The sequence below is a fragment of the Microbacterium sp. PI-SA-G genome (assembly GCF_057215335.1).
In genome coordinates this window covers 37,187-54,695 of record NZ_CM170103.1, presented here as the reverse complement: position 1 = coordinate 54,695, position 17,509 = coordinate 37,187, and the positions used below count along the sequence as shown (strand labels likewise).

The following is a 17,509-nucleotide window of genomic DNA, read 5'->3' as shown; positions in this document are numbered from 1 at the left end:
CATCGCCCCTTTCACTCAGGACTGCTTCGCGGCAGTCGGCTTCGCTGCCGCGACCTTGGCGGCTTCCGGCGTCTTGGGCTCGGGCTGAGCCGGCGTCGGCTCGGGCGTCACCTCGGGCTCGAGCTCGGGCTGGGGCTCGACGGCCTCGATGAGACCGCGGGCGACGAGGTGCTCGATCTGTTCCTCGGCCACGCCGGCCGGGACGATCGAGCCGCGCTGGATCAGCTGCGCGACTCGGTTCCCGGACGGCGAACCGATCGAGACCTTCACGAATGCGGCGGTGGCGATGTGCAGGGTGCTCATCACGGGGCCTCCGTTCCGGTCAGGTAGAACCCGGCGAGCGGGTCCGTCACGATGGGCACGTGGACGTTGCGGGCCTGCAGGCGGGTCTTCTCCGCCTTGCCCTCGCGGATCGCCGCGATCTCGACGCCCGTGTCGCCGCCGACCGGCTGCATCTCGGGCGTGGGGATCTGCTCGCGGGCGATGCCACCGAGGCGACGCCGGTCCAGGAACAGCGGGTCGGCGATGTCGTCGCCGTCATCCGGGAGCCAGGTGATGCCCGCGATCGTCGGGAACGAGTCGGTCAGAGCCTGACCGCTGTCCTTCGGAAGGATGTCGAGCAGCTCGGGGATGACCTCGGCGTACTGCTCGCCGGGGAGCACGACGGTGTCGATGTCGTAGCCCAGCTTCTGACGGCGGACGCGCGCCTTCACGCGCAGCGCGTCCTTGTAGATCTGCTTGCCGGTGGTCCACGCAGCGCCGGCGGCGAGCGTGTTCGTGATCGACGAGGCGACGGCGCCGAGGGCGGCATCGTTCGCCGAGAACACGAGCTCGGTCTGCAGGAAGGTGAACGCGTCGTCGATCGGCTGACGCAGGAGACGGCCGACCTGCTCGTCGGTGACCTCGGTCGCGAGGCCCTCCTTCATGGCGGAGTAGAACTCGTACTCCTCGGCCGACATCGGCGTGAGCTTGTACTCAGCGCCGGGGGCGACGATCTCCGCACCGCGAGCGGCACGGATGACCTCGTTGATCGGGACACCGATCGCGCCGCCGGTGATGGTGAACCGCTTCTGCAGCAGGAACAGTCCGAGGAACTGCTGCGCAGAGAGGATCTCCGACATGCGACGAGCGACGAGCGTCGGGTTCTTGAGGAACGCGATCAGATCGGCTGCCGAGACCTTGGCGAGCTGGCTCGGGGTGAGCGGGTAGGTCTGCATCGTGCTCTCCTTTCTTAGAGCTGGACGGCGCGCACGAGCGCACCATCGACGGCGGACGAGAGCGCGACGAACACGGCAGTGCCCGCAGCGACGGTGCGAACGGTGCCGGCGGCACCGGTCTCGAGCCGCTGGCCGCGGGTGATTGCGCCCGATGCCTTGAGCTCGTGGATGGGCTTGCCGAGCTCGACGGTCAGCTTGTCGCCGACGGCCGCGTCGTGGCCGGCCACGCCGACGTACTTCGCGGATCCGGCGGCGGCGGGCGCGACCGACATGTCAGCGGTTGCACTGACCTCGACGGTCTGACCGGCGGTGACGGCGGTCGTCACGCCGAAGGTGACGGTGTCACCCGGGCGGAACAGGGGCAGGTAGCTCTTGGCCATGTCAGGCCTCCTTCTCGGTGGTCGGGAACACGGCGCGGTACGCCGCGTCCTCCGCGGTCACCTCGCCGGCGGCATGCCCGATCTCGGCGACCGGGACGGAGTTCTTCGCGAGCGAGTTGAGCAGCTTCGTGGTGCCCTCCTCGTCGGCGTCGAGCAGGGCGCGGAAGTTCTCCGACGAGGCCGCGGAGATGCGACCCTCCTGCAGTGCGGCCGAGATGATGCCGGCGCGACGATCGCTGATCTGCTGGGCGCGAGCTTCCGCGCCAGCCGCAGCGTTCTTGCGCAGTTCGGCGAGGACGTTGTCCTCGATCAGCTGCGTGCCGGCCGGGATGGTGGTGGTGACAGCCGATGCTGCCGGGGTTTCTGCCTGCTCGCCGAGGACCTCGTCGACGGCGGCCAGGAGGTCGTCGTCAGAGATCGCAGCATCGGTCACACCGAGCCGTGCGGACAGGCCAGCCTTCAGGGCGTCGCTCATCGCGAGTGCCTCCTTCTGGGTGGGGTTACCCGGCTCGGTTGAGCTCGGGGGCTTGATCGGCGCCGTGGCACCGGTGAACTTCGCGGCGAGACGGGCGCGCGCCGACTGGTACTTGTCCTCGACCGAGTCACCCTCGAGCGGGTCAATCAGGTCGTCGTCATCCGCGCCTGCGGTCGAGGTCTCGCCCGCGTCCTTGACGACGGCGACGCGGTCGGCGAGACCGGCCTCGACCGCCTGCTGCGCGGTGTACCACGTCTCTGCAGAGAGCAGCTCGCCCCATGCGGACTCGCCCGCCTTGTCGCGGTAGATCGAGATGATCGACTCCTCGATGCCGTCGAGGACGTCGGCGACCTTCCGCATGTCCGCTGCGTTGCCCCAGACGATCGTCGAGGGCGAGTGGATCATCAGCTGCGTGCCGGGGGACATGACCGTCTCGTCGCACCCCGTCGCGATGACCGAGGCGGCGGATGCTGCCAGCCCGTCAACGACCGCCATGACGGACGCGCTGTGCGCCCGCAGCATGTTCAGGATCGACACGCCCTCGAACACCTCGCCACCGGGCGAGTTGATCCGGAGGATGATCTGCGTCACCGAGTCGGGCAGTCCGTCGAGGACCTCACTGACGTCCTTCGTCGAGATACCCCAGTACCCGCCCCAGGAGTCGATCGGGCCGTACATGCGGATCGTCGCGATCGAGCCTTCGCCGACCGGGGACGGCATGGTGACCGCGTCGAAGAACTCGGTCTTCGACTTGGGCGGGGTGTGCTTACCCCAGAACCGGTTCGCACCGGTGTGCTCGTTACTCATGCGGCCTCCTCGGGCTCGATTGCGGGGGCGGTCTCGGCCGTCGGGCCGTCGCCCTGAAGATCGGCACCCGCGAGACGGATCAACTCGCGGGCTTCCTGCTGGGTGAGAGGCTTCTTGTCGGTCGCGAGGTAGACCTTCTGCGCGATCGTCGCGGCGCTGACTGCCCGCTCGCGTGCCTCGGATGACGTGTCTGCAGAGCCCTCGGGCTTCGCAGGGATGTCGTACTTCGCTCGCACGAACGCCTCGAGGGCGGGATCCCAGGAGAGCGCGCCGGAGTCGAGTAGTGCGCGGATCGCGTCTGCCGTGAGCGGCTGGTCCTTGCCGAGCGGGTGCGGGACGATCTGCGGGGCAGGTTCGTCCAGTCCCCAGTTCTGATCGACGAGGTCCTCGATGACGTGCTGCTGGATCACGTCGGCGAGGTGGTTCATGACCGCGTTGAGAGACCCGGTGAAGAAGTCCTCGAAGGTGTCGCCGAGGGCGTAGGACCCGGTGGAGTTGTCGCCGCCGAGGGTCAGGAGGTGCGCCAGGACGGCGTGCGCGATCTGCTCGTCGTGGTAGCGGATCGGGCCGTCCATGTCAGGGAGCTTCCCCGTGACGCCGATGAGCGCCAGGTCTCCGCCGTGTGGGATGAACGCGCCCGCTGCTTCGCCCGCGCGGAAGTCCTTCGCGAGCTTGAGTCCCTCCGACTTCTGAGTCGCGAGCCACTCGGTCGCCTTGGCAGTGTCCTTCGCGATCGCCTCGGGAAGCTCGGCACCCTTCACAACCGGAACGCCGAGACCGTTCCGTTCGGCGACGAGCGCCTGGATGCGGAGGAACCGGTCCTTCAGGAGCCAGTCCTTATACGCCTGTCGGAGCAGCGACTGGCCGAGCCAGTTCGCGCCCTCGCGCTCGTTGACGAACACGACGAGACGGTCGACCGGGATGCGGACGTTCGTCCCGCCGACGAGACCGTGCTGCTCGATCGCGACGAGACCGCCGTCGGGCGCAACCTCAAACTTCGAGATCGTGCGCGGCGGGCGCCATGCGAGCTTCGCGAGATGCGCACGGCCGTTCTCGATGCGGTAGACCTGCTCAAACACGGAGTGCCCGAACGGCAGCTCGAGCAGCGCGAGGCGGAGAAAGTCGTCCCACGAGAACCGGCCACGCTGGCGGCGCGGGCGCAGTGCCTCCTCCTGGCCCTTGACCGGGAGGCCGAGGTCCTGCGCAACGAGCGCGACGACCTCCTCGCGAGCACCGGCCGGGTCGATCTCCCACCGAGTCGCGCGAATCGGGAGCGTCACAGCCCGGAGAACCGACCCGACCTGCGCGTCCTCGCGTCGCATCTGGTCGTAGACCTCGGTCGACTTCGGCCACTGCAGGTCCGGATTCTTCTCGTGCGCCTCGTCGGCGAGCGTCTCCCAGGCGAGGAGACCACCCTTCACATACCCGATTTCATCTGGCACAGGGGGCCTCCTCTCAGAATGCGACCGTCGCGAAGTTGGGTCCGGTCGATGTGACGCTGTCGCCGCCGTAGATGACGGACTCAGCGGCGGGTGGGCGGACTGGCGTAGGCTCCGGCTCCGGCTCGAGCGCCTCGAGCGCGTAGAGCGCGATAGTCATCGCGCAGATCCCGGCGATGTCGATCGGCATCGACTTCTCACGCGACCAGCCCGTGTTCTCCGCATAGGCACGCACGACCGCGCCAGGGATGGCGCGGTCGACATCCGGCTGAGGAACGAGCACGATGCCTCGATCACGAACTCGATCGCTGAGCCGCCCCGTCGCGAGTGCGAACGAGGACCAGTCGATCGCGTGAACGATGAAGCCCGACTGCCTTCCGTTGATGTCAAAGACCGCGTCTTGCAGCGGCTTGAGGAAGTCAGCAGCGGGCACGCCCTTTGCCTGAACGGCGACCTCTCGGTGACCGGACGCCTGAGCAAGTTCGATCAGCGCGGGGATCACCCACGCCCATCCGGGTCGCTTGACGCGGACCGTAACGAAAGGGCGCCCGTCTTCCGTGAGCACGGCTGCGGATAGCCAGGTCTTGTTCCGCTTGTGCGACATGTCGATGCCCCACACGGTGCGACCACCTCGCGGGATGGATGCGAGCACCTTGTCGATGGTTTCGTGAAGTTGCTTCCAGTCCTCGACCTCGATGAAGTTGTTGACCTTCGCGGTCACCCACTGACCGAGCACCTCGATGCGCTCGACGTTCTTCTCCTTGGCCTCCGCCGCGGCGCGCATTAGGCCGAGCAGTGTCATGCCCGGCAGGTAGCCGGCGGACGGATTCGCCTGCGCGAACGCCTCGATGTCGTCGAGACGGGCATCCGGCAGCGCCGACCACTCGGCGATGAACCACTGCGTGTCGGGGTCGTCGACGCCTTCGTGACCGATGTCGCGGACGTCGCGCAGCACTCTTGATCGCCGGGTACCTGCGTTGGAGAAGGCGACGAGGAGCGAGTCGAACATGGCGTTCGCGGACTTCTCGATCGCCGACCAGCCCTCGTAGTCGTACTGCTCGCGCAGCTCGTCGAGGATCAGTCGGGCGGCGGACTGCCCGCGGGCGCCGTCGAAGGTACGAGGAAGGTAGGCGGCACCAGCATGTGTGCGCAGCTCGGTCTCGCCGTTGGTGGTGCGCGGCGACCATGTGAGCGACTGCAGGTCAGGGACACGGTCGCGAGCGATCCCGATCTTGACGTCGTCGGGAGCGCCCCAGCGACGAACCTGCCGCCACGGCCTCATCGCGATGTCGAGCTTCTGCGCCGCGCCGACGACAATGAAGTCCTGCTCCGGCAGCTGGTTCGGCCAACGACCGGCATCGACGTAGAGCCAGTACGCGGCGAGCACCGCTGCGATCAGCGTCTTGCCGTTCTGCCGACCGACGATGATCAGCGCCTTGCGGAAGCGGAGCAGCCCGAATGAGTCGAGCTCCATCATGTGGATGAGGAGCCACTTCTGCCACGGGAACAGGTGGACGTTCAGGACGTCTTCGGCGAATTCGATGACCTCAAATCCGCGAGAGGTTCGCGGGGTCAACTCACACAGCGGCTTCGTCCACACACGCGGCTCGGTGAACCCATGCGTGATCGTCACCGTGCCCCCTATCCGGCCTGTGTTTTCTGCCGGAACGCGAGCACCTTGTTCGTCGGAGCCGCTGCAGGCGCAGGCTTCGTTGCCGGTCGGCCCGGCGCGGCGGCGGGTGCTTCGTCTTCCGGCGTGAGGCCGAGCGCGTCGAGGTATTTCAGGAAGCTCGCGATCGACACGTTGTCGTTGGCGGGGACGGCGGGGCGAGCACCTCGGGTCTCGGCGGCTTCCTCGAGCGCCCAGTCGACGATGGTGTCCCAGGCGTCAATCTTGCGTGCGAGAGCTCGGGCGGCTGCCACGGCCGGCGCGTGCCGCATCCGCAGATGCTTCGCGTTGCGCAGTCCGCGTTCGAGCGCCTCGGTCACGGACTCCTGAGCGAAAACGGTCACGTCGGACCACCCTTCTCGCGTGCGCGCGCGTGCGACCCCCTACCGAGAATTAGCGGGGAGAGAGGAACACCCACCCAGCGGTGTTCCGTCCTCCGCCCCCGAGGCTGGATTTTTCGGCGGGGGGCCTATCTGGACGGGCGGGCGAGGACGCGGGCGAGGATCTCGGCACCGCTGATGAGACCGAGGCCTCTACGGGCGCTCCACACCACCGTGGGGCGCTTCTGCGGCTTGGTGTACGGGATACCCGCGCGCTTGCGTGCCTTGCGTGCTCGGGTGCTCATGCGCGGACCACCTCGGCAGTCGGGGTCGCGTCGGTGATGGCACGCAGGTCGCGATACAACCGATCGCGACCTGCGTCGTCGAGTCTGCGGTCCGCCTCCTCGTCGATGAAGACGATGTCGGCACTCTGCCCCCTCAGCGAGGATGAGACCGAGTGGAAGACGATGCGTCCGCGACCGCCGAGGTCGATGCGCTCGTCGCCGTTGGCACGACGCACCCGCACCCCGGGCCACTGCGCTACCTCGTCGACCCGCATGAAGCAGTCGAGTGCGTCGCCGATCTCGTGACGACGCGGGGTGAGCACGAGGACACGCTTGCCCTTCGCCGCCTCGACGAACAGGCCCACAGCAGCGAAGCGGTTCATGGTGTCTCCTCGGATGTCCTGCCCGGCTCGCTCAGCCTGCGCGCGGGGTATGTGCGCCGCAGCGAAGGCAAGCCGGGAGCCTCGGTCACCACCACGCCGGCATGAGGTCACCGAGGCCACGCTCGGCGTCCCCCTTGCCTCGGCTGCTGTTGCAGTCGAAGTGCGAGTGGCGGAAGTTGTCGGGGTCGTTCTGCAGCTCGGGGAAGTCATCGACGGGGAAGTAGTGGTCGAGGGTGTGTGAGTCCGTCGTGGTGCCCGGTGCCTGCGTGTAGTCGACGCGAAGGCCGCACAGCCAGCACCCGGCGAGGTGCCGTGTCGCTGGATCCGCGTCTAGGCGCTTGCCCTCCTCGAAAAACTCCGTGCGTTGCCGCTGATCCTCGCGGGTATGCGTCCGCTTGCTCACAACCGCGGCCTCCGATCACGAGGAAGACTGCGCCCCGCCGCCCATCACCGCTCGAGTGTGCGCATCATGCGATGCCGCCCGGGTGCTGCTCGCTCTACGGCCATCCCGATCCATCGGGTGCGCACGCGAGGTCATGGCAGCGGCGGTCGCTCTGCAGAGGGATGTGAGCGTGTGGCGGCGGGGCGAGAGCCCGACGCTGGGGACGCCGGAAGAGCCCGAGAACCACGAAAGCCCCGCCGGATCGGCGAGGCTTCGGGGACATGGTTCAGGTGCAAGCACAGCTTAACACGTCGGTTGGAAGAGTTTGAAGCGTTTCCGCCTCGACGGTGCATTCTCGCGATCGTGAGCGCACCAATTGCTGTGGGTATCAGTCATGCTCTCCTCCGCAGTGGCGTCACGTTGTCCGGCACTACCTGACCTGAATCGGCGTTCGTGTCTAAGGTCTCCGCGTGATGTGCCCAACGGCGCAGGCGAGACGGCCTCGCGCCGAGATCGTGGGATGCCCGCGCGTAGGTGGCAGTGGGATACGCCCTCGTCAACGCCTGCCCGAGTAGCCGGGGAGTCTCGGTCGTAACCTCGCCGGGTTCGTTGTACTTCCACTTACGTGCCTGCATCTGCATCTGCAAGCCCCGGTACCGGTCCGCGCTGATCAAACCAAGTCGATGCGCATGGACAACAGCAGCCCCGGCCGAGATTCCGTAGTCCGCCTTGATAGTCAAGAACTCGCGAAGCGTCGCCGACTCCGAGACTCGTGAACTCATCACGCCCCGAGGCACCAGCACGAGCGAGGCAAGGGAGAATGCCTCCTGTTCTTGAGGGTGACGCAAGGAGCAGTTGATCGATGGCGCATCTCGATGCAGCACCAAGTGGCCAAGCTCATGCGCCAGAGTGATCCTCTGCACGTCGCCCCGGCCGATAGATGTCGTGGCGACGAGCGGGCGCCCATTGTTCTTCGTGGGCATACTAATCCCCGAGATGTCGGCGCGGTCCTGTGCGTAAGCCTCGTCATCGAGGTCAACGACGACGCCGACGCCGAACCTCTCGAGCATTCGCGTGACGTTCCGGATCGGTGCGTCCTTCGCAACACCCGCCGCGCCGCGTATTCGATCGGCCGCGATATCGAGGTCCTCGGCGCCGGCGGTAAGTTCCGACGAGATAGCGTGATATCCCGAGGCGGAACTCACTTCATGGAAGACGCGCGATGCCTCGCGGTACAACTCGCCGATACGCGACCGTTCTGCTGCGCGAGTCGATGACTTGCGCCGGAAGGCCAGGGGACCGAGTGGCACAGGATGCTGCGGCACTTTGAAGAAGCTGATGGGCTCGCCGAAGGTCTGACTCGCCGATGACGCAAGCTCTGCCGTGAGTGGCGCATGCCCGTGTTCGATGCGAGAAAGGAGCGACTGAGTCACGCCGAGCCGGGCACCGAGTTCCCCTTGCGTCAGACCGAACAGGTTGCGCAAAGACTCCAGGCGGGCGCCGTTGAACGCATCAGACATCTCCAACTTCCTCATCGATGTCGGCGCGGAACAGATCGACATCTTCCTCGTCGGCCTCGAATCTCCCTGCGGCCGTGTCAGTGTCTCGAAGGAGGCCCACTGCGAGGTCGCACTCAACAGATCCACTGTATTTTCCGGCCTCGGTCGGGTGCACGATACGCCACACGGGCTGCTCCCCGCGCAGATTCATCAGAAGCAAGAGCTGCAGATGATCTTCGCCGACGAGGTCAGTGCCGTAGAACAGCGGCCGAAGCGGCTGATACCAGGCCTCGCGGCGTGCGGCATTGGAACCCGCATGGGGGACGCCGTTGCGCGTGACCCGACTCTCGGAGAGCACACGCATCGTTGCGCCATAGGCTTGGTGCGCAAGCAGCAGCTGACCTCCCAGCCTCGGATTTCCCGCGATCTCCCAGCCGCCCGGAAGACCCTCTGATGCGAGGCCCTTCCGCAGCAACCCCCGCCGCACGTGCGCGAAAGCGAGCGGGTTATCCCTCTCGGGGAGACGACCTCCTAGCATCTGGCGAGTCTGCGCATCGGATGTGTCCAGATGTGCGTACAGAGAAGGTGCGAGGAGCGACCCCTCGCGGATAACCAGTCGACGTGTAAGTTCCGAGACCATAGTATGCAGAGTAGCATCCCGTCGAATATTTTTGGGAAAATTCTTACATCGAGGAGTGAGCGTGTCACGCGAGGTCATGGGACCGCACCACCATGCGCGCCTCCGCTCTGCCTCGCTCAACGGGTGTCTCCCCGCGTTGCCTTGCGGGGCCGGCCGATTCGGCGCCGCATCCGCTGCTCGGCGGCGAGCACGTCGTCGCGCATGAAGCGCCCGTGGCGTGGTCTGAGCTCGTCGGCCTCGACCCAATTGCGGATGGTGCGCTCGGTGCGTCGCGCGACGTCTGCGGCCCCGGCGAGCGTGAGCCAGGTCTTCATGCGGCCTCTCCCCTCTTGGCCGCCGCGACGGCGAGCACGTCGTCCTGCCAGTAGCGGCCGAGCTGCGGCTCGAGCAGCTCCTGTGTCACCCATCCGCGGACAGTGCCGGGAGTGCGGTCGACCAGACGAGCAGCATCGACGAGGGTCAACCAGCGCGGGTCGTGAGCGCGGATCTCCGGCGGCGCCGGCTCGGCGAACACCGACGCCCACAGGCCGTCGTCATCCATCGAGTTCGCCTCCCAGTCACACATCAACGTCGTGCACCGGTACCGGGACGGGCGGCCGTTGCGGCCAGGCTGAACACGGACGGCCATCAGCTCACACTTCGGGCACGGGGCCTGCGCCCACCGAGGCTCGTCCTCGAGCGGCCACCGCATCGACGCATCCGCGATCGACCACACCTCCGGGGCGGCGCCGTTCGTCGAGCAGACGCCCTCCCACAGCGCCTCCACCTGATGCGAGTCGTTCGCGACGGTGTCGAGGTCGTCGAGGATGACGTCGGCGGCGAGTTGCACGGTCACGTGCGCCTCGTCGGCCATCGCACCCGCCGAGAGGCCGGCGCCGGGCCGGTCCTCCCCCGCGACGTGGTTCGCCCACATGTTCAGCGTCGTCGTGATGTCGTTCGAGGCATCGATCAGGTCAGCAGCCACCGGTGCTGGGATCTCGATCGCCGACGACTGTACCCGGATCCGATCGAACACTGCCGCCTTCGTCGGGTCAGCGATCGAACGCAGGTGACCGACGATGTCGGCCGCGTCCTCGAGGTGACGACGCAGACGGCGGTAGCAGCGCTCGCACAGCATCACGCCGTCACGGGCCTCGACCTGCACGCATCCACTGCACGGGGTGTCGCCCTCGTAGTCCGGTCCGCTGTGCGCGCAGGCGGCATAGTGGTCGCCGCGAACCGTGCACCCACGGATGCAGTAACGATCAGACATCGCTCTCCCCCTCGGTGACCGCAGCACATGCGGTGCACCCGTTGCGGAGCGTGATTTTTCCCGGCGCCCAGTGCGGGCATGCAACCAGCGGTGGTGCTGCGAAAGCGGCGCGAGCAAGTTCGCGGGCACGGGGCATCGAGTCGACGGTCGCACCGAACAGGCGACGCGCTGCCGCTTCGATTCGGGCTTCCGACGGCTCGCCCTGCACCTCGCCGACCACCTCGTGCGCCGTCTCAGCGAGACGGCGCACGAGCGTCGAGAGCTGCTCATCGGTCAGAGCGCCGAAGCTGCCGTCATACACCTCGTCGACGAGCGCGACCTCGAGGCGCGTCATGAGCTCAGAACGGAGTGTCGTCGCCATGGTTCCATCCCTCAGCTGCAGGCGACGTCGTCGCCCACTGCTCTGTCTCAGCCGCTGGCGCGGACGTCCTGCCCTGGCTGTCGGTGCGGGCCGCACGGGTCACCTGTGCGGTCGCGTAGCGGAGGCTCGGGCCGATCTCATCGACCTCGAGCTCGATCGCCGTGCGCTGGTTCCCCTCGCGGTCCTGGTAGGTCCGATGGCGGAGGCGGCCCTGCGCCATCACGCGCATGCCCTTCGACAGGCTCCCGGCCACGTGCTCCGCGAACTCCCGCCAGCACGACGCCCGCAGGAACAGCGCGTCGCCGTCCTTCCACTCCTGCGCGGTGCGATCGAAGTTGCGCGGCGTGCTCGCGATCGTGAAGTTCGCCACCGGGAGGCCATTCTGCGTGTAGCGCAGCTCGGGGTCAGCGGTCAGGTTGCCGACGGTGATGACGGTCTCGCCAGGCATCAGTCCTCGTCCTCCGTCTGCTGCTCAAAGCCGACCGGGATGACCTGCCCTGAGTCGAGGGTGATCCGAGCGGAGGGCATGGCCTCGATGAAGAACTCGGCCGGCACGGTGACCTCGAGCTTTACGATGAAGTCGCCCGGCGCGATCTCCGCCTCGGTGGACTTCACCGTCTTCACGACGGTCATGCCCTCGAGAACGCCGTAGTACGACGTCTTCGGGCGAAGGTGCAGGTACACCGTGTCCTTGAGTTCCTTCGGAGTCCAACTGCTGATCTTGGGAGTGCTCATGCTCTTTTCCTCTCGCTCGTGTTCGCTGCTAGGCCGACGCTCCTGCGCGCCTCGCCGATGAAGTCGCGGGCCTCGCCCGTCAGTTCCGCGATGACGCGGTCTGAGTGGCCGATCACGGCCAGGCCGATGCAGACCGCCTGGCGCTGGCTCCGGAGCCTCACCTGATTGATCGCGCCTACGAGGACGTCCTCGACCTTGGTGCCCCGGTGATCGGCCTCCGATGCCAGCTGCCCCCACACCTTCAGCGGGATCGTGATGGTCTTCGTTTCAGAAGGGCTCATCGCTCCACTCCTCTCCGGTGTCCTGTGACTGCTCGTACTCGGTGAGCTGTTCGCCGTAGCGGGCTTCCTGCACCCACCTGTCGTGCCGGCGGCGCGCTGTTCCGCAGGGGCCGCAGTCCTTGTACCTGCCGAAAGGGTGCTCGGGGCAACCGATGGGCGGGGCATCCAGCAGCAGGGGTCGCTTCGGCGGTACGGGCTTGCTCTCGTGCTCGTCCGCCCAGGTCGCCCACTGCCCGGCCCGCTCGGCGTTCTCGGCTCGCACCCTCGCGCCCGCCCGCTCCCGCGCTCCCTCCACAGCCGCGAATCTTCGCGAATGTTCGCGATCCGGCGGCTCGGGGCAGTTCGACCACGCGAGGCGGGAGTCCACCTTCAGCGGGCGGGTCAGTGTGATCCACTCGCGGCCCGACGGATCCCGGTACAGGTCGAGGAAGTTCGACTCGTCCAGCATCAGCAGATGCTCGATCACCATGTCCGTCGCGGCCTCGCCCGGATAGATCGCCGCGGCCAGCAGCTCCGGCACCATCTCCCGACGGCCGAGACCGTCCGTGTGAAGCCACAGCCCGATCGCCGTCGGCTTCGCCGCCATCGGTGCGCGCAGGTACCCCGGGAACTGCAGATCCTCCGCGCTGATCTTCCGTTGCACGTTCTTCGTTGACACCTTGGTCGCTACCTCTCGCGAATCCCTCAAAACACAGGTCGACGGCCAGCTGCAGGTGGTGCTCGTCAACCTCGAAGCACTCCGTCCACCCGCGGCCCATGAACAACAGGTCCGCGGCCTCACGCTCGTTGCGGAACGCCTGCGGGAACCACCGGCGCAGCGTGCGCAGCGCCTCGGCCTCCCACGTCTTGTCCGTGCCACGGGCGAGCACGACGATGTGACCGCCGGAGCGGGTCATCATCTGCACGCGGTGGAACCGCCATGCGCGGCCGACCTTCAGCACGCCGGCCTCTGGCCAGTAGACGATGTACGTCATCGCGAACTCCGGCATTGCACTCATGACGTCACCGTCCGGAACTCGCGAACCTGCTCGATCGGGTAACGGTCGGTCCATGAGTACGGGGTGGCAACAGTGACCGTCTTCGCGTTGACGCGGACGACCTTGTACCACCCGTGCTGAAAGCGCACATGCGTCGCTCCCTGCAGATCCTTCGCGGTGAAGGCCACTCGCTCGTGTTCAGCGATCCGCCGCTCGAGCGAGCTGATCTTGTAGGTCCACTTCGCGATCCGCTCATCCGCATCACGGTGCGCACGAGCAGCACGGTCATGGGTGCCGCGCATCTTGCCCGCTGCAGCCTGCTTCCCCGATCCCCCGAATCCAGGTATCCCGCCGCCGAGTTCACTTGCGCCGGCCGAGAGCTTCTCTGCGCTCGCCTTCGCTTCTTGTGCCGCTTCGAGGCGCTTTCGCGCGTAGGACAGCTTGCCGAGCATCTCGTCGGGGGTCATTGTGTTCTCGCCTTCTTGCGGGGCACAGAGTCGCCGCGCCGTTCCTTGTGCGCATCGGAGACCTTCGAGCAGAGTCCGAAGATGTCGAGGCGGTTCACGACCTGGCCGCAGAGACGGCAGGTCGGCTTGCCCTCGTGGATCATGTCGACGACGCGCAGCTGCTCGAGAGTGACCTCACGGTTCGGCTCCCAATCCTTCTCCTCCGACGCGGGCAGCGACCGCGCGATGAGGGCCTCGAGCACGGCGGTCATGACGCCACCTGCAGGAGCTCGTTACGGTTGCGCTGCCACTGCTTCTCGAACATCGCGAACGTCACCCGGGGGTGCGTCGCCCAGTGCTCGATCAGCTCCTCGGATGCGTACGCCAGAGCGCGCACCTCCGTCCCCATGAACAGGCTCAGCGCGTCGATGTTGCGGGCGCGACCGCGGGCGTTCAGCATCGCGCCGCGCGTCGCCTCCTCCGCGGCCTCGTACTGCGCATAGAGCGTGCCGTCGTACTCGGCACGGCACTCGCGCCACTCGGCGAAGGCCTCACTGATCAGGGTCACGAGGCACCCCCGTGAAAGGAGTGCGGGAACAGGCTCGGAGATCCGCACGTCGAGCAGTGCTTCCGCGTCTCGGGGTGCCGGCGCTGGCACAGCTCGCGGTCAACGATTGCGATACCGGTCGGCGTCGTCTGCGGCGCACTCATGCTGCAGCCCTCGTGCGCCACTGCATCCACTGGTCGCCGTAGACCGAGCAACCCATCTCCATCGCGACGGCTGTCGAGATCCGGATGCGGATAGTTCCCTCGAGTCGGTACCAGGAGAGTTCGTGCGCGACGTAGACCGGGACTCGCTCGGGGCAGGTCACCCACTTGCGGACCTTCCATCCGCTCGCGAGGGCATGCGTCTGCATCGCGTGCTCGCATGCCTCGTTGCAGGTTGCGCAGAGGGTGAGTCCGTCGATGGGTGGCGGGGTGATCTTCGACCCGCCCATCTGGACAGCTCGGCGATGCTGGAAGGTGAGCGCTTCGGGGCGGCCGCACGCTGCGCACCGGTATCCGTCGCGCAGATAGACGGCTTGGCGCGTCGCCTCGGTCGGCTTGCTCATCGGGTCACCCCCGATAGAGTTCCGACGTGAACCCGAGCGCCTGTGCTGTACTCGCCCAGATCTTCCCGTTGCTCTTGGTCATCATGGTGCTCGACGGGAAAGTGCTGCGAAAGAGCCCGCCCGACTGGCTTCTCGTCTACGTCTCGATCGCAGCATGGGGATGCCTCGGCGGACTGATCCTCTGCGTGATCGGCGTAGCCAATGATGGGCTCGAGAGAACCGGTGCAACCCTGGTGTGGTGCGCTTTCGGCATGGGTGTTGCCATGACGGCCGTCGCGATTTTCCGCGCCATGTTGAATCAAGCTTCTGGCGACGAGTAGCTCCTCGCTCATCGGTGTTCTCCTCGGAAGTTGGCGTTCAGCGAGCGGAGGATCTCGATGTCCTCGCTCAGGGACTTGCGGCGCTCGCGGGCGTACTCGAGCGCGAGCTCGGCGGTGTCGATCGCTTCCCACGCGATGAGCACTTCGGCGTCACTCTCGGCGACGAGGCGGCGGGTATCGGCGTCGCGGCCAGCGGCGCGCTGGCGGGCGTAGCCGCGGGCGACGATCAGGTTCCGCTTCGCGTCCTTCACGGCCTTCGAGCGCTCGGCCAGCACCGCGGGCGCCTGCGCGATCATCTGCCGCGCCATGAGCAGCGCGCCTGCGCACTGCACGGGCGTCGGGAACATAGAGAGCAGCTCGTCCTCGTTGAGTAGCGTCAGGTTCAACGGCACGAGTTCGACCGCGCCCTCGGTGACCGTGCCGTCGGTCTCGTCGACGATCATCGCTTGCCGCCCTTCTTGCGAGATGCCTTGCGGCGGGCCGCGCGGTTCGACGGCGTCGGGTAACTGCGCGGCGCCAGGGGCTGCTGCAGTGTCTCGGCCACGGTCTCGACGGCCTCGGACGCGGACACTGTGCGGTCGGCGCTACTGGCCGCCCATGCCGCGTCGACGAGTTCACGGCGACGGTTACGGAACAGGCGGTGCAGGTCGGTCCCGGCCTTGTCGGGCGTGAACGCACGGACAGCGCGGGCGTCGCGCTCGATCGCGTCGATGTCGTCGACGGTCTCGGCCTTCTGCACCTCAGCGGCGAAGTCGCGCGCTACGGGAGCGGCATCCGTCTCGAGTGCTCCGGTGACTCGGTCGTCGGCCTCGTCTTCGATGCGGACGTCGCCGAGCAGCTCGCGGAACGTCTGCCGGTAGGCGACCATGCGAACGGTGCGGCCGAAGTGGCGCATCGGCGAGCGGGTCCACTTCCCCGACCACTCCTCGGACGCTTCGGGGAACTGCTCGTCCCAGCGGATGATCGCTGTCGTCGGGATGCGGACGTCCTTGCGGTGAACCGCGACGCGTGCGAACTGCGGGTGTGCGATGTCGTCGGTCGGCGACCATGCCGGGGTCCAGGTGATCCCGTCGTCGGAGAACTCGATCGTGCCGGTGCCGTCCCAGAGTCCGGAGCCGTTGACGATGCGCTCCACCTCGGCGATCGTTTTGACCTCGGGTACGGGTGCGGTGGTGTCAGACATTCTCGACCTCCAGGAAGCTCAGGGCGGGTGCCTTGCGGGTCGTGCGCGGGTACTGTTTCAGCGCGGCGGCCTCGATCAGCGCCAGCTCGACGCGCAGCATCTCCGCGCGGTTGTGCTTCTCCGGCGCAGCGGTCTTCCACGCGGCCTCGTCGATGACGGTCGTCTCGGAGACCGTGGCCTGGAAGCCGCCGGCCTCCGTCATGCCGACGGCGCCGAAGCGTGCAGCGTGCGGGAGGTCGGCCAGGGCCGCCTTTACGGCGGCGTTCGCGATCTTCTCGGCCTTCACTGCGGCGTCCAGCGCGCGCTTCAGCGGTGCCCATTCGGCGATCGCGGCGGTGACTTCCTCAGGGAGATCGTCGACGTTGGGGCATCCGGCGTCGCGCCATGCGATGAAGGCATCGGCGCGCAGCACGAGGTAGGCGATCATCTCGTCGTCGCGCGGCACCGGGATCCATGTCGCGCCATCGGCGGGCGGCATGTCGTCCTCGTCGCGGACCTCGAAGCCGTAGAGCGCGTAGTCGGCGCCGAGCACGTGGATCTGCCACTGCATCTGCGCCATGTGCTCGATCGGGATGGTGTCGAGCTTCCAGCCGTACTCGTGCGACTTCACCTCGACGGCGACGAGCGCGCCGTCCTGGTCGACCGCGATCGCGTCGGGCGTCGCGCGGTGCAGGTCGTTCTCAATGGCGGCCCACAGTGCGCCGTTCGGGGTGAGCGACGCCATGCGCTCGGCGGCCTCGTCGAGCAGCGCCGCCTCGCGAGCGTGACCGGCGTTCGTGGCCTTGTTGCCGCGGAAGGTCGAGCCGTTCATCTTCGACTCGACGATGCGGCGGCGTGCCTTGATGCCGGCGCGGGCGACAGCCCACACCTCGGAGGCAGTGACGCCCTCGCCGCGTTCCATCATCCACACAGTGCGGGGCGCGTCCTCAGGGACGACGACGTGCGCGGCGGTGATCGCGGGGGTCATGATGCGTCCTCGTCGGAGTTGCTCACGAACACGCCGGACGCTGTGCGCAGGTCGAATGCCGCCTTCGCCATCGGATCCGAGCCGACGCCGAAGTCGAAATCGAGGGTGCCGTCGTCGATGCGTTCCGCGCGAACGCGGCCCATGATGTCGACGATCGTGTCGACGTCCTCGTCGTCCTGGATCGGCTCGATGAACAGGATCCCGCTGGTCGGCGTGAAGCGGTCGCCGTCGCCGCCGTGCTCGACGGTCGTGCGGAGGCAGTCGACCACCATGACGACGACGTGTCGACGCTCGGGGTGCTTGACGAGCTGCGAGTGCAGTCGCTCCATACCGTTGCGGTCGTGTTCTTGCGGCAAGCTGCCGGACATTTTGACGGCCAT

At 67.2% G+C, this 17,509-nt stretch carries 28 protein-coding genes; 1 reads left to right on the top strand and 27 read right to left on the bottom strand.

Annotation, left to right across the window (positions count from 1 at the left end; genetic code table 11):
• Positions 1 to 15: 15 nt before the first annotated feature.
• The 23 genes from AC2D10_RS00335 to AC2D10_RS00225 form a co-directional block, all read right to left on the bottom strand.
• Positions 16 to 303, bottom strand: coding sequence for a hypothetical protein (locus AC2D10_RS00335; RefSeq protein ID WP_484709781.1), 288 nt, complete (start codon positions 301 to 303; stop codon positions 16 to 18).
• On the bottom strand, positions 303 to 1,217 hold the full coding sequence (locus tag AC2D10_RS00330) for a phage major capsid protein (RefSeq protein WP_484709779.1): 915 nt from the start codon (positions 1,215 to 1,217) through the stop codon (positions 303 to 305). The genes AC2D10_RS00335 and AC2D10_RS00330 overlap by 1 nt, the downstream gene beginning before the upstream one ends.
• A 14-nt stretch (positions 1,218 to 1,231) precedes the next feature.
• Positions 1,232 to 1,597, bottom strand: coding sequence for a capsid cement protein (locus AC2D10_RS00325; RefSeq protein WP_484709777.1), 366 nt, complete (start codon positions 1,595 to 1,597; stop codon positions 1,232 to 1,234).
• Between the two features lies 1 nt (position 1,598).
• A complete protein-coding gene (locus tag AC2D10_RS00320; RefSeq protein WP_484709776.1) occupies positions 1,599 to 2,879 on the bottom strand; it encodes a head maturation protease, ClpP-related in 1,281 nt (426 codons plus the stop codon).
• Positions 2,876 to 4,321, bottom strand: coding sequence for a phage portal protein family protein (locus AC2D10_RS00315; protein WP_484709774.1), 1,446 nt, complete (start codon positions 4,319 to 4,321; stop codon positions 2,876 to 2,878). The genes AC2D10_RS00320 and AC2D10_RS00315 overlap by 4 nt, the downstream gene beginning before the upstream one ends.
• Before the next feature lie 13 nt (positions 4,322 to 4,334).
• The gene (locus tag AC2D10_RS00310; protein WP_484709773.1) at positions 4,335 to 5,951 is read right to left on the bottom strand and encodes a hypothetical protein; all 1,617 of its coding nucleotides are present in this window, start codon (positions 5,949 to 5,951) and stop codon (positions 4,335 to 4,337) included.
• An 8-nt stretch (positions 5,952 to 5,959) separates the two neighbouring features.
• Positions 5,960 to 6,331, bottom strand: coding sequence for a terminase small subunit (locus AC2D10_RS00305; protein WP_484709771.1), 372 nt, complete (start codon positions 6,329 to 6,331; stop codon positions 5,960 to 5,962).
• A gap of 125 nt (positions 6,332 to 6,456) precedes the next feature.
• Positions 6,457 to 6,612 (bottom strand): hypothetical protein, encoded by a 156-nt coding sequence (locus AC2D10_RS00300; RefSeq protein WP_484709769.1) that lies wholly within the window; start codon positions 6,610 to 6,612, stop codon positions 6,457 to 6,459.
• Positions 6,609 to 6,974 carry a hypothetical protein gene (locus AC2D10_RS00295; RefSeq protein WP_484709768.1) on the bottom strand — a complete coding sequence of 122 codons (366 nt, stop codon included), beginning with the start codon at positions 6,972 to 6,974 and terminating at the stop codon, positions 6,609 to 6,611. Before AC2D10_RS00295 ends, AC2D10_RS00300 begins: the two co-directional genes overlap by 4 nt.
• Before the next feature lie 85 nt (positions 6,975 to 7,059).
• A complete protein-coding gene (locus AC2D10_RS00290; protein ID WP_484709767.1) occupies positions 7,060 to 7,377 on the bottom strand; it encodes an HNH endonuclease in 318 nt (105 codons plus the stop codon).
• A gap of 371 nt (positions 7,378 to 7,748) precedes the next feature.
• On the bottom strand, positions 7,749 to 8,876 hold the full coding sequence (locus AC2D10_RS00285; protein ID WP_484709766.1) for an XRE family transcriptional regulator: 1,128 nt from the start codon (positions 8,874 to 8,876) through the stop codon (positions 7,749 to 7,751).
• Positions 8,869 to 9,495: a hypothetical protein gene (locus AC2D10_RS00280; protein WP_484709764.1), complete on the bottom strand. Its 627-nt coding sequence runs from the start codon at positions 9,493 to 9,495 to the stop codon at positions 8,869 to 8,871. The genes AC2D10_RS00285 and AC2D10_RS00280 overlap by 8 nt, the downstream gene beginning before the upstream one ends.
• A 116-nt stretch (positions 9,496 to 9,611) precedes the next feature.
• A complete protein-coding gene (locus tag AC2D10_RS00275; RefSeq protein WP_484709761.1) occupies positions 9,612 to 9,809 on the bottom strand; it encodes a hypothetical protein in 198 nt (65 codons plus the stop codon).
• Positions 9,806 to 10,747 carry a hypothetical protein gene (locus AC2D10_RS00270; protein ID WP_484709760.1) on the bottom strand — a complete coding sequence of 314 codons (942 nt, stop codon included), beginning with the start codon at positions 10,745 to 10,747 and terminating at the stop codon, positions 9,806 to 9,808. The genes AC2D10_RS00275 and AC2D10_RS00270 overlap by 4 nt, the downstream gene beginning before the upstream one ends.
• Positions 10,740 to 11,108, bottom strand: a complete 369-nt coding sequence (locus AC2D10_RS00265) for a hypothetical protein (RefSeq protein WP_484709758.1) — start codon at positions 11,106 to 11,108, stop codon at positions 10,740 to 10,742. Before AC2D10_RS00265 ends, AC2D10_RS00270 begins: the two co-directional genes overlap by 8 nt.
• Positions 11,086 to 11,556 carry a single-stranded DNA-binding protein gene (locus tag AC2D10_RS00260; RefSeq protein WP_484709756.1) on the bottom strand — a complete coding sequence of 157 codons (471 nt, stop codon included), beginning with the start codon at positions 11,554 to 11,556 and terminating at the stop codon, positions 11,086 to 11,088. The genes AC2D10_RS00265 and AC2D10_RS00260 overlap by 23 nt, the downstream gene beginning before the upstream one ends.
• Entirely contained in the window at positions 11,556 to 11,843 is a 288-nt protein-coding gene (locus AC2D10_RS00255; RefSeq protein ID WP_484709755.1) for a hypothetical protein, read from the bottom strand. The genes AC2D10_RS00260 and AC2D10_RS00255 overlap by 1 nt, the downstream gene beginning before the upstream one ends.
• The gene (locus tag AC2D10_RS00250) at positions 11,840 to 12,124 is read right to left on the bottom strand and encodes a hypothetical protein (protein WP_484709753.1); all 285 of its coding nucleotides are present in this window, start codon (positions 12,122 to 12,124) and stop codon (positions 11,840 to 11,842) included. Before AC2D10_RS00250 ends, AC2D10_RS00255 begins: the two co-directional genes overlap by 4 nt.
• Positions 12,111 to 12,767, bottom strand: coding sequence for a hypothetical protein (locus AC2D10_RS00245; protein WP_484709750.1), 657 nt, complete (start codon positions 12,765 to 12,767; stop codon positions 12,111 to 12,113). The genes AC2D10_RS00250 and AC2D10_RS00245 overlap by 14 nt, the downstream gene beginning before the upstream one ends.
• Positions 12,768 to 13,118: 351 nt before the next feature.
• Positions 13,119 to 13,568, bottom strand: coding sequence for a hypothetical protein (locus AC2D10_RS00240; protein ID WP_484709749.1), 450 nt, complete (start codon positions 13,566 to 13,568; stop codon positions 13,119 to 13,121).
• Positions 13,565 to 13,819, bottom strand: coding sequence for a hypothetical protein (locus tag AC2D10_RS00235; RefSeq protein WP_484709746.1), 255 nt, complete (start codon positions 13,817 to 13,819; stop codon positions 13,565 to 13,567). The genes AC2D10_RS00240 and AC2D10_RS00235 overlap by 4 nt, the downstream gene beginning before the upstream one ends.
• Positions 13,816 to 14,115, bottom strand: a complete 300-nt coding sequence (locus AC2D10_RS00230; RefSeq protein WP_484709744.1) for a hypothetical protein — start codon at positions 14,113 to 14,115, stop codon at positions 13,816 to 13,818. The genes AC2D10_RS00235 and AC2D10_RS00230 overlap by 4 nt, the downstream gene beginning before the upstream one ends.
• A gap of 139 nt (positions 14,116 to 14,254) precedes the next feature.
• Positions 14,255 to 14,659: an HNH endonuclease gene (locus tag AC2D10_RS00225; RefSeq protein WP_484709742.1), complete on the bottom strand. Its 405-nt coding sequence runs from the start codon at positions 14,657 to 14,659 to the stop codon at positions 14,255 to 14,257.
• Positions 14,660 to 14,685: 26 nt separating this feature from the next.
• Here AC2D10_RS00225 and AC2D10_RS00220 point away from each other — a divergent pair, with 26 nt between their 5' ends.
• On the top strand, positions 14,686 to 14,979 hold the full coding sequence (locus AC2D10_RS00220; protein ID WP_484709740.1) for a hypothetical protein: 294 nt from the start codon (positions 14,686 to 14,688) through the stop codon (positions 14,977 to 14,979).
• A gap of 8 nt (positions 14,980 to 14,987) precedes the next feature.
• On the opposite strand, the gene AC2D10_RS00215 is transcribed toward AC2D10_RS00220, so the two are convergent.
• From AC2D10_RS00215 to AC2D10_RS00200, 4 genes are read right to left on the bottom strand one after another with little or no spacing between them, the layout of a single operon-like run.
• The gene (locus AC2D10_RS00215) at positions 14,988 to 15,422 is read right to left on the bottom strand and encodes a hypothetical protein (RefSeq protein ID WP_484709739.1); all 435 of its coding nucleotides are present in this window, start codon (positions 15,420 to 15,422) and stop codon (positions 14,988 to 14,990) included.
• Positions 15,419 to 16,162 (bottom strand): hypothetical protein, encoded by a 744-nt coding sequence (locus AC2D10_RS00210; protein ID WP_484709738.1) that lies wholly within the window; start codon positions 16,160 to 16,162, stop codon positions 15,419 to 15,421. Before AC2D10_RS00210 ends, AC2D10_RS00215 begins: the two co-directional genes overlap by 4 nt.
• Entirely contained in the window at positions 16,155 to 17,129 is a 975-nt protein-coding gene (locus AC2D10_RS00205; RefSeq protein ID WP_484709737.1) for a PDDEXK family nuclease, read from the bottom strand. Before AC2D10_RS00205 ends, AC2D10_RS00210 begins: the two co-directional genes overlap by 8 nt.
• Positions 17,126 to 17,509 (bottom strand): hypothetical protein, encoded by a 384-nt coding sequence (locus AC2D10_RS00200; protein ID WP_484709736.1) that lies wholly within the window; start codon positions 17,507 to 17,509, stop codon positions 17,126 to 17,128. Before AC2D10_RS00200 ends, AC2D10_RS00205 begins: the two co-directional genes overlap by 4 nt.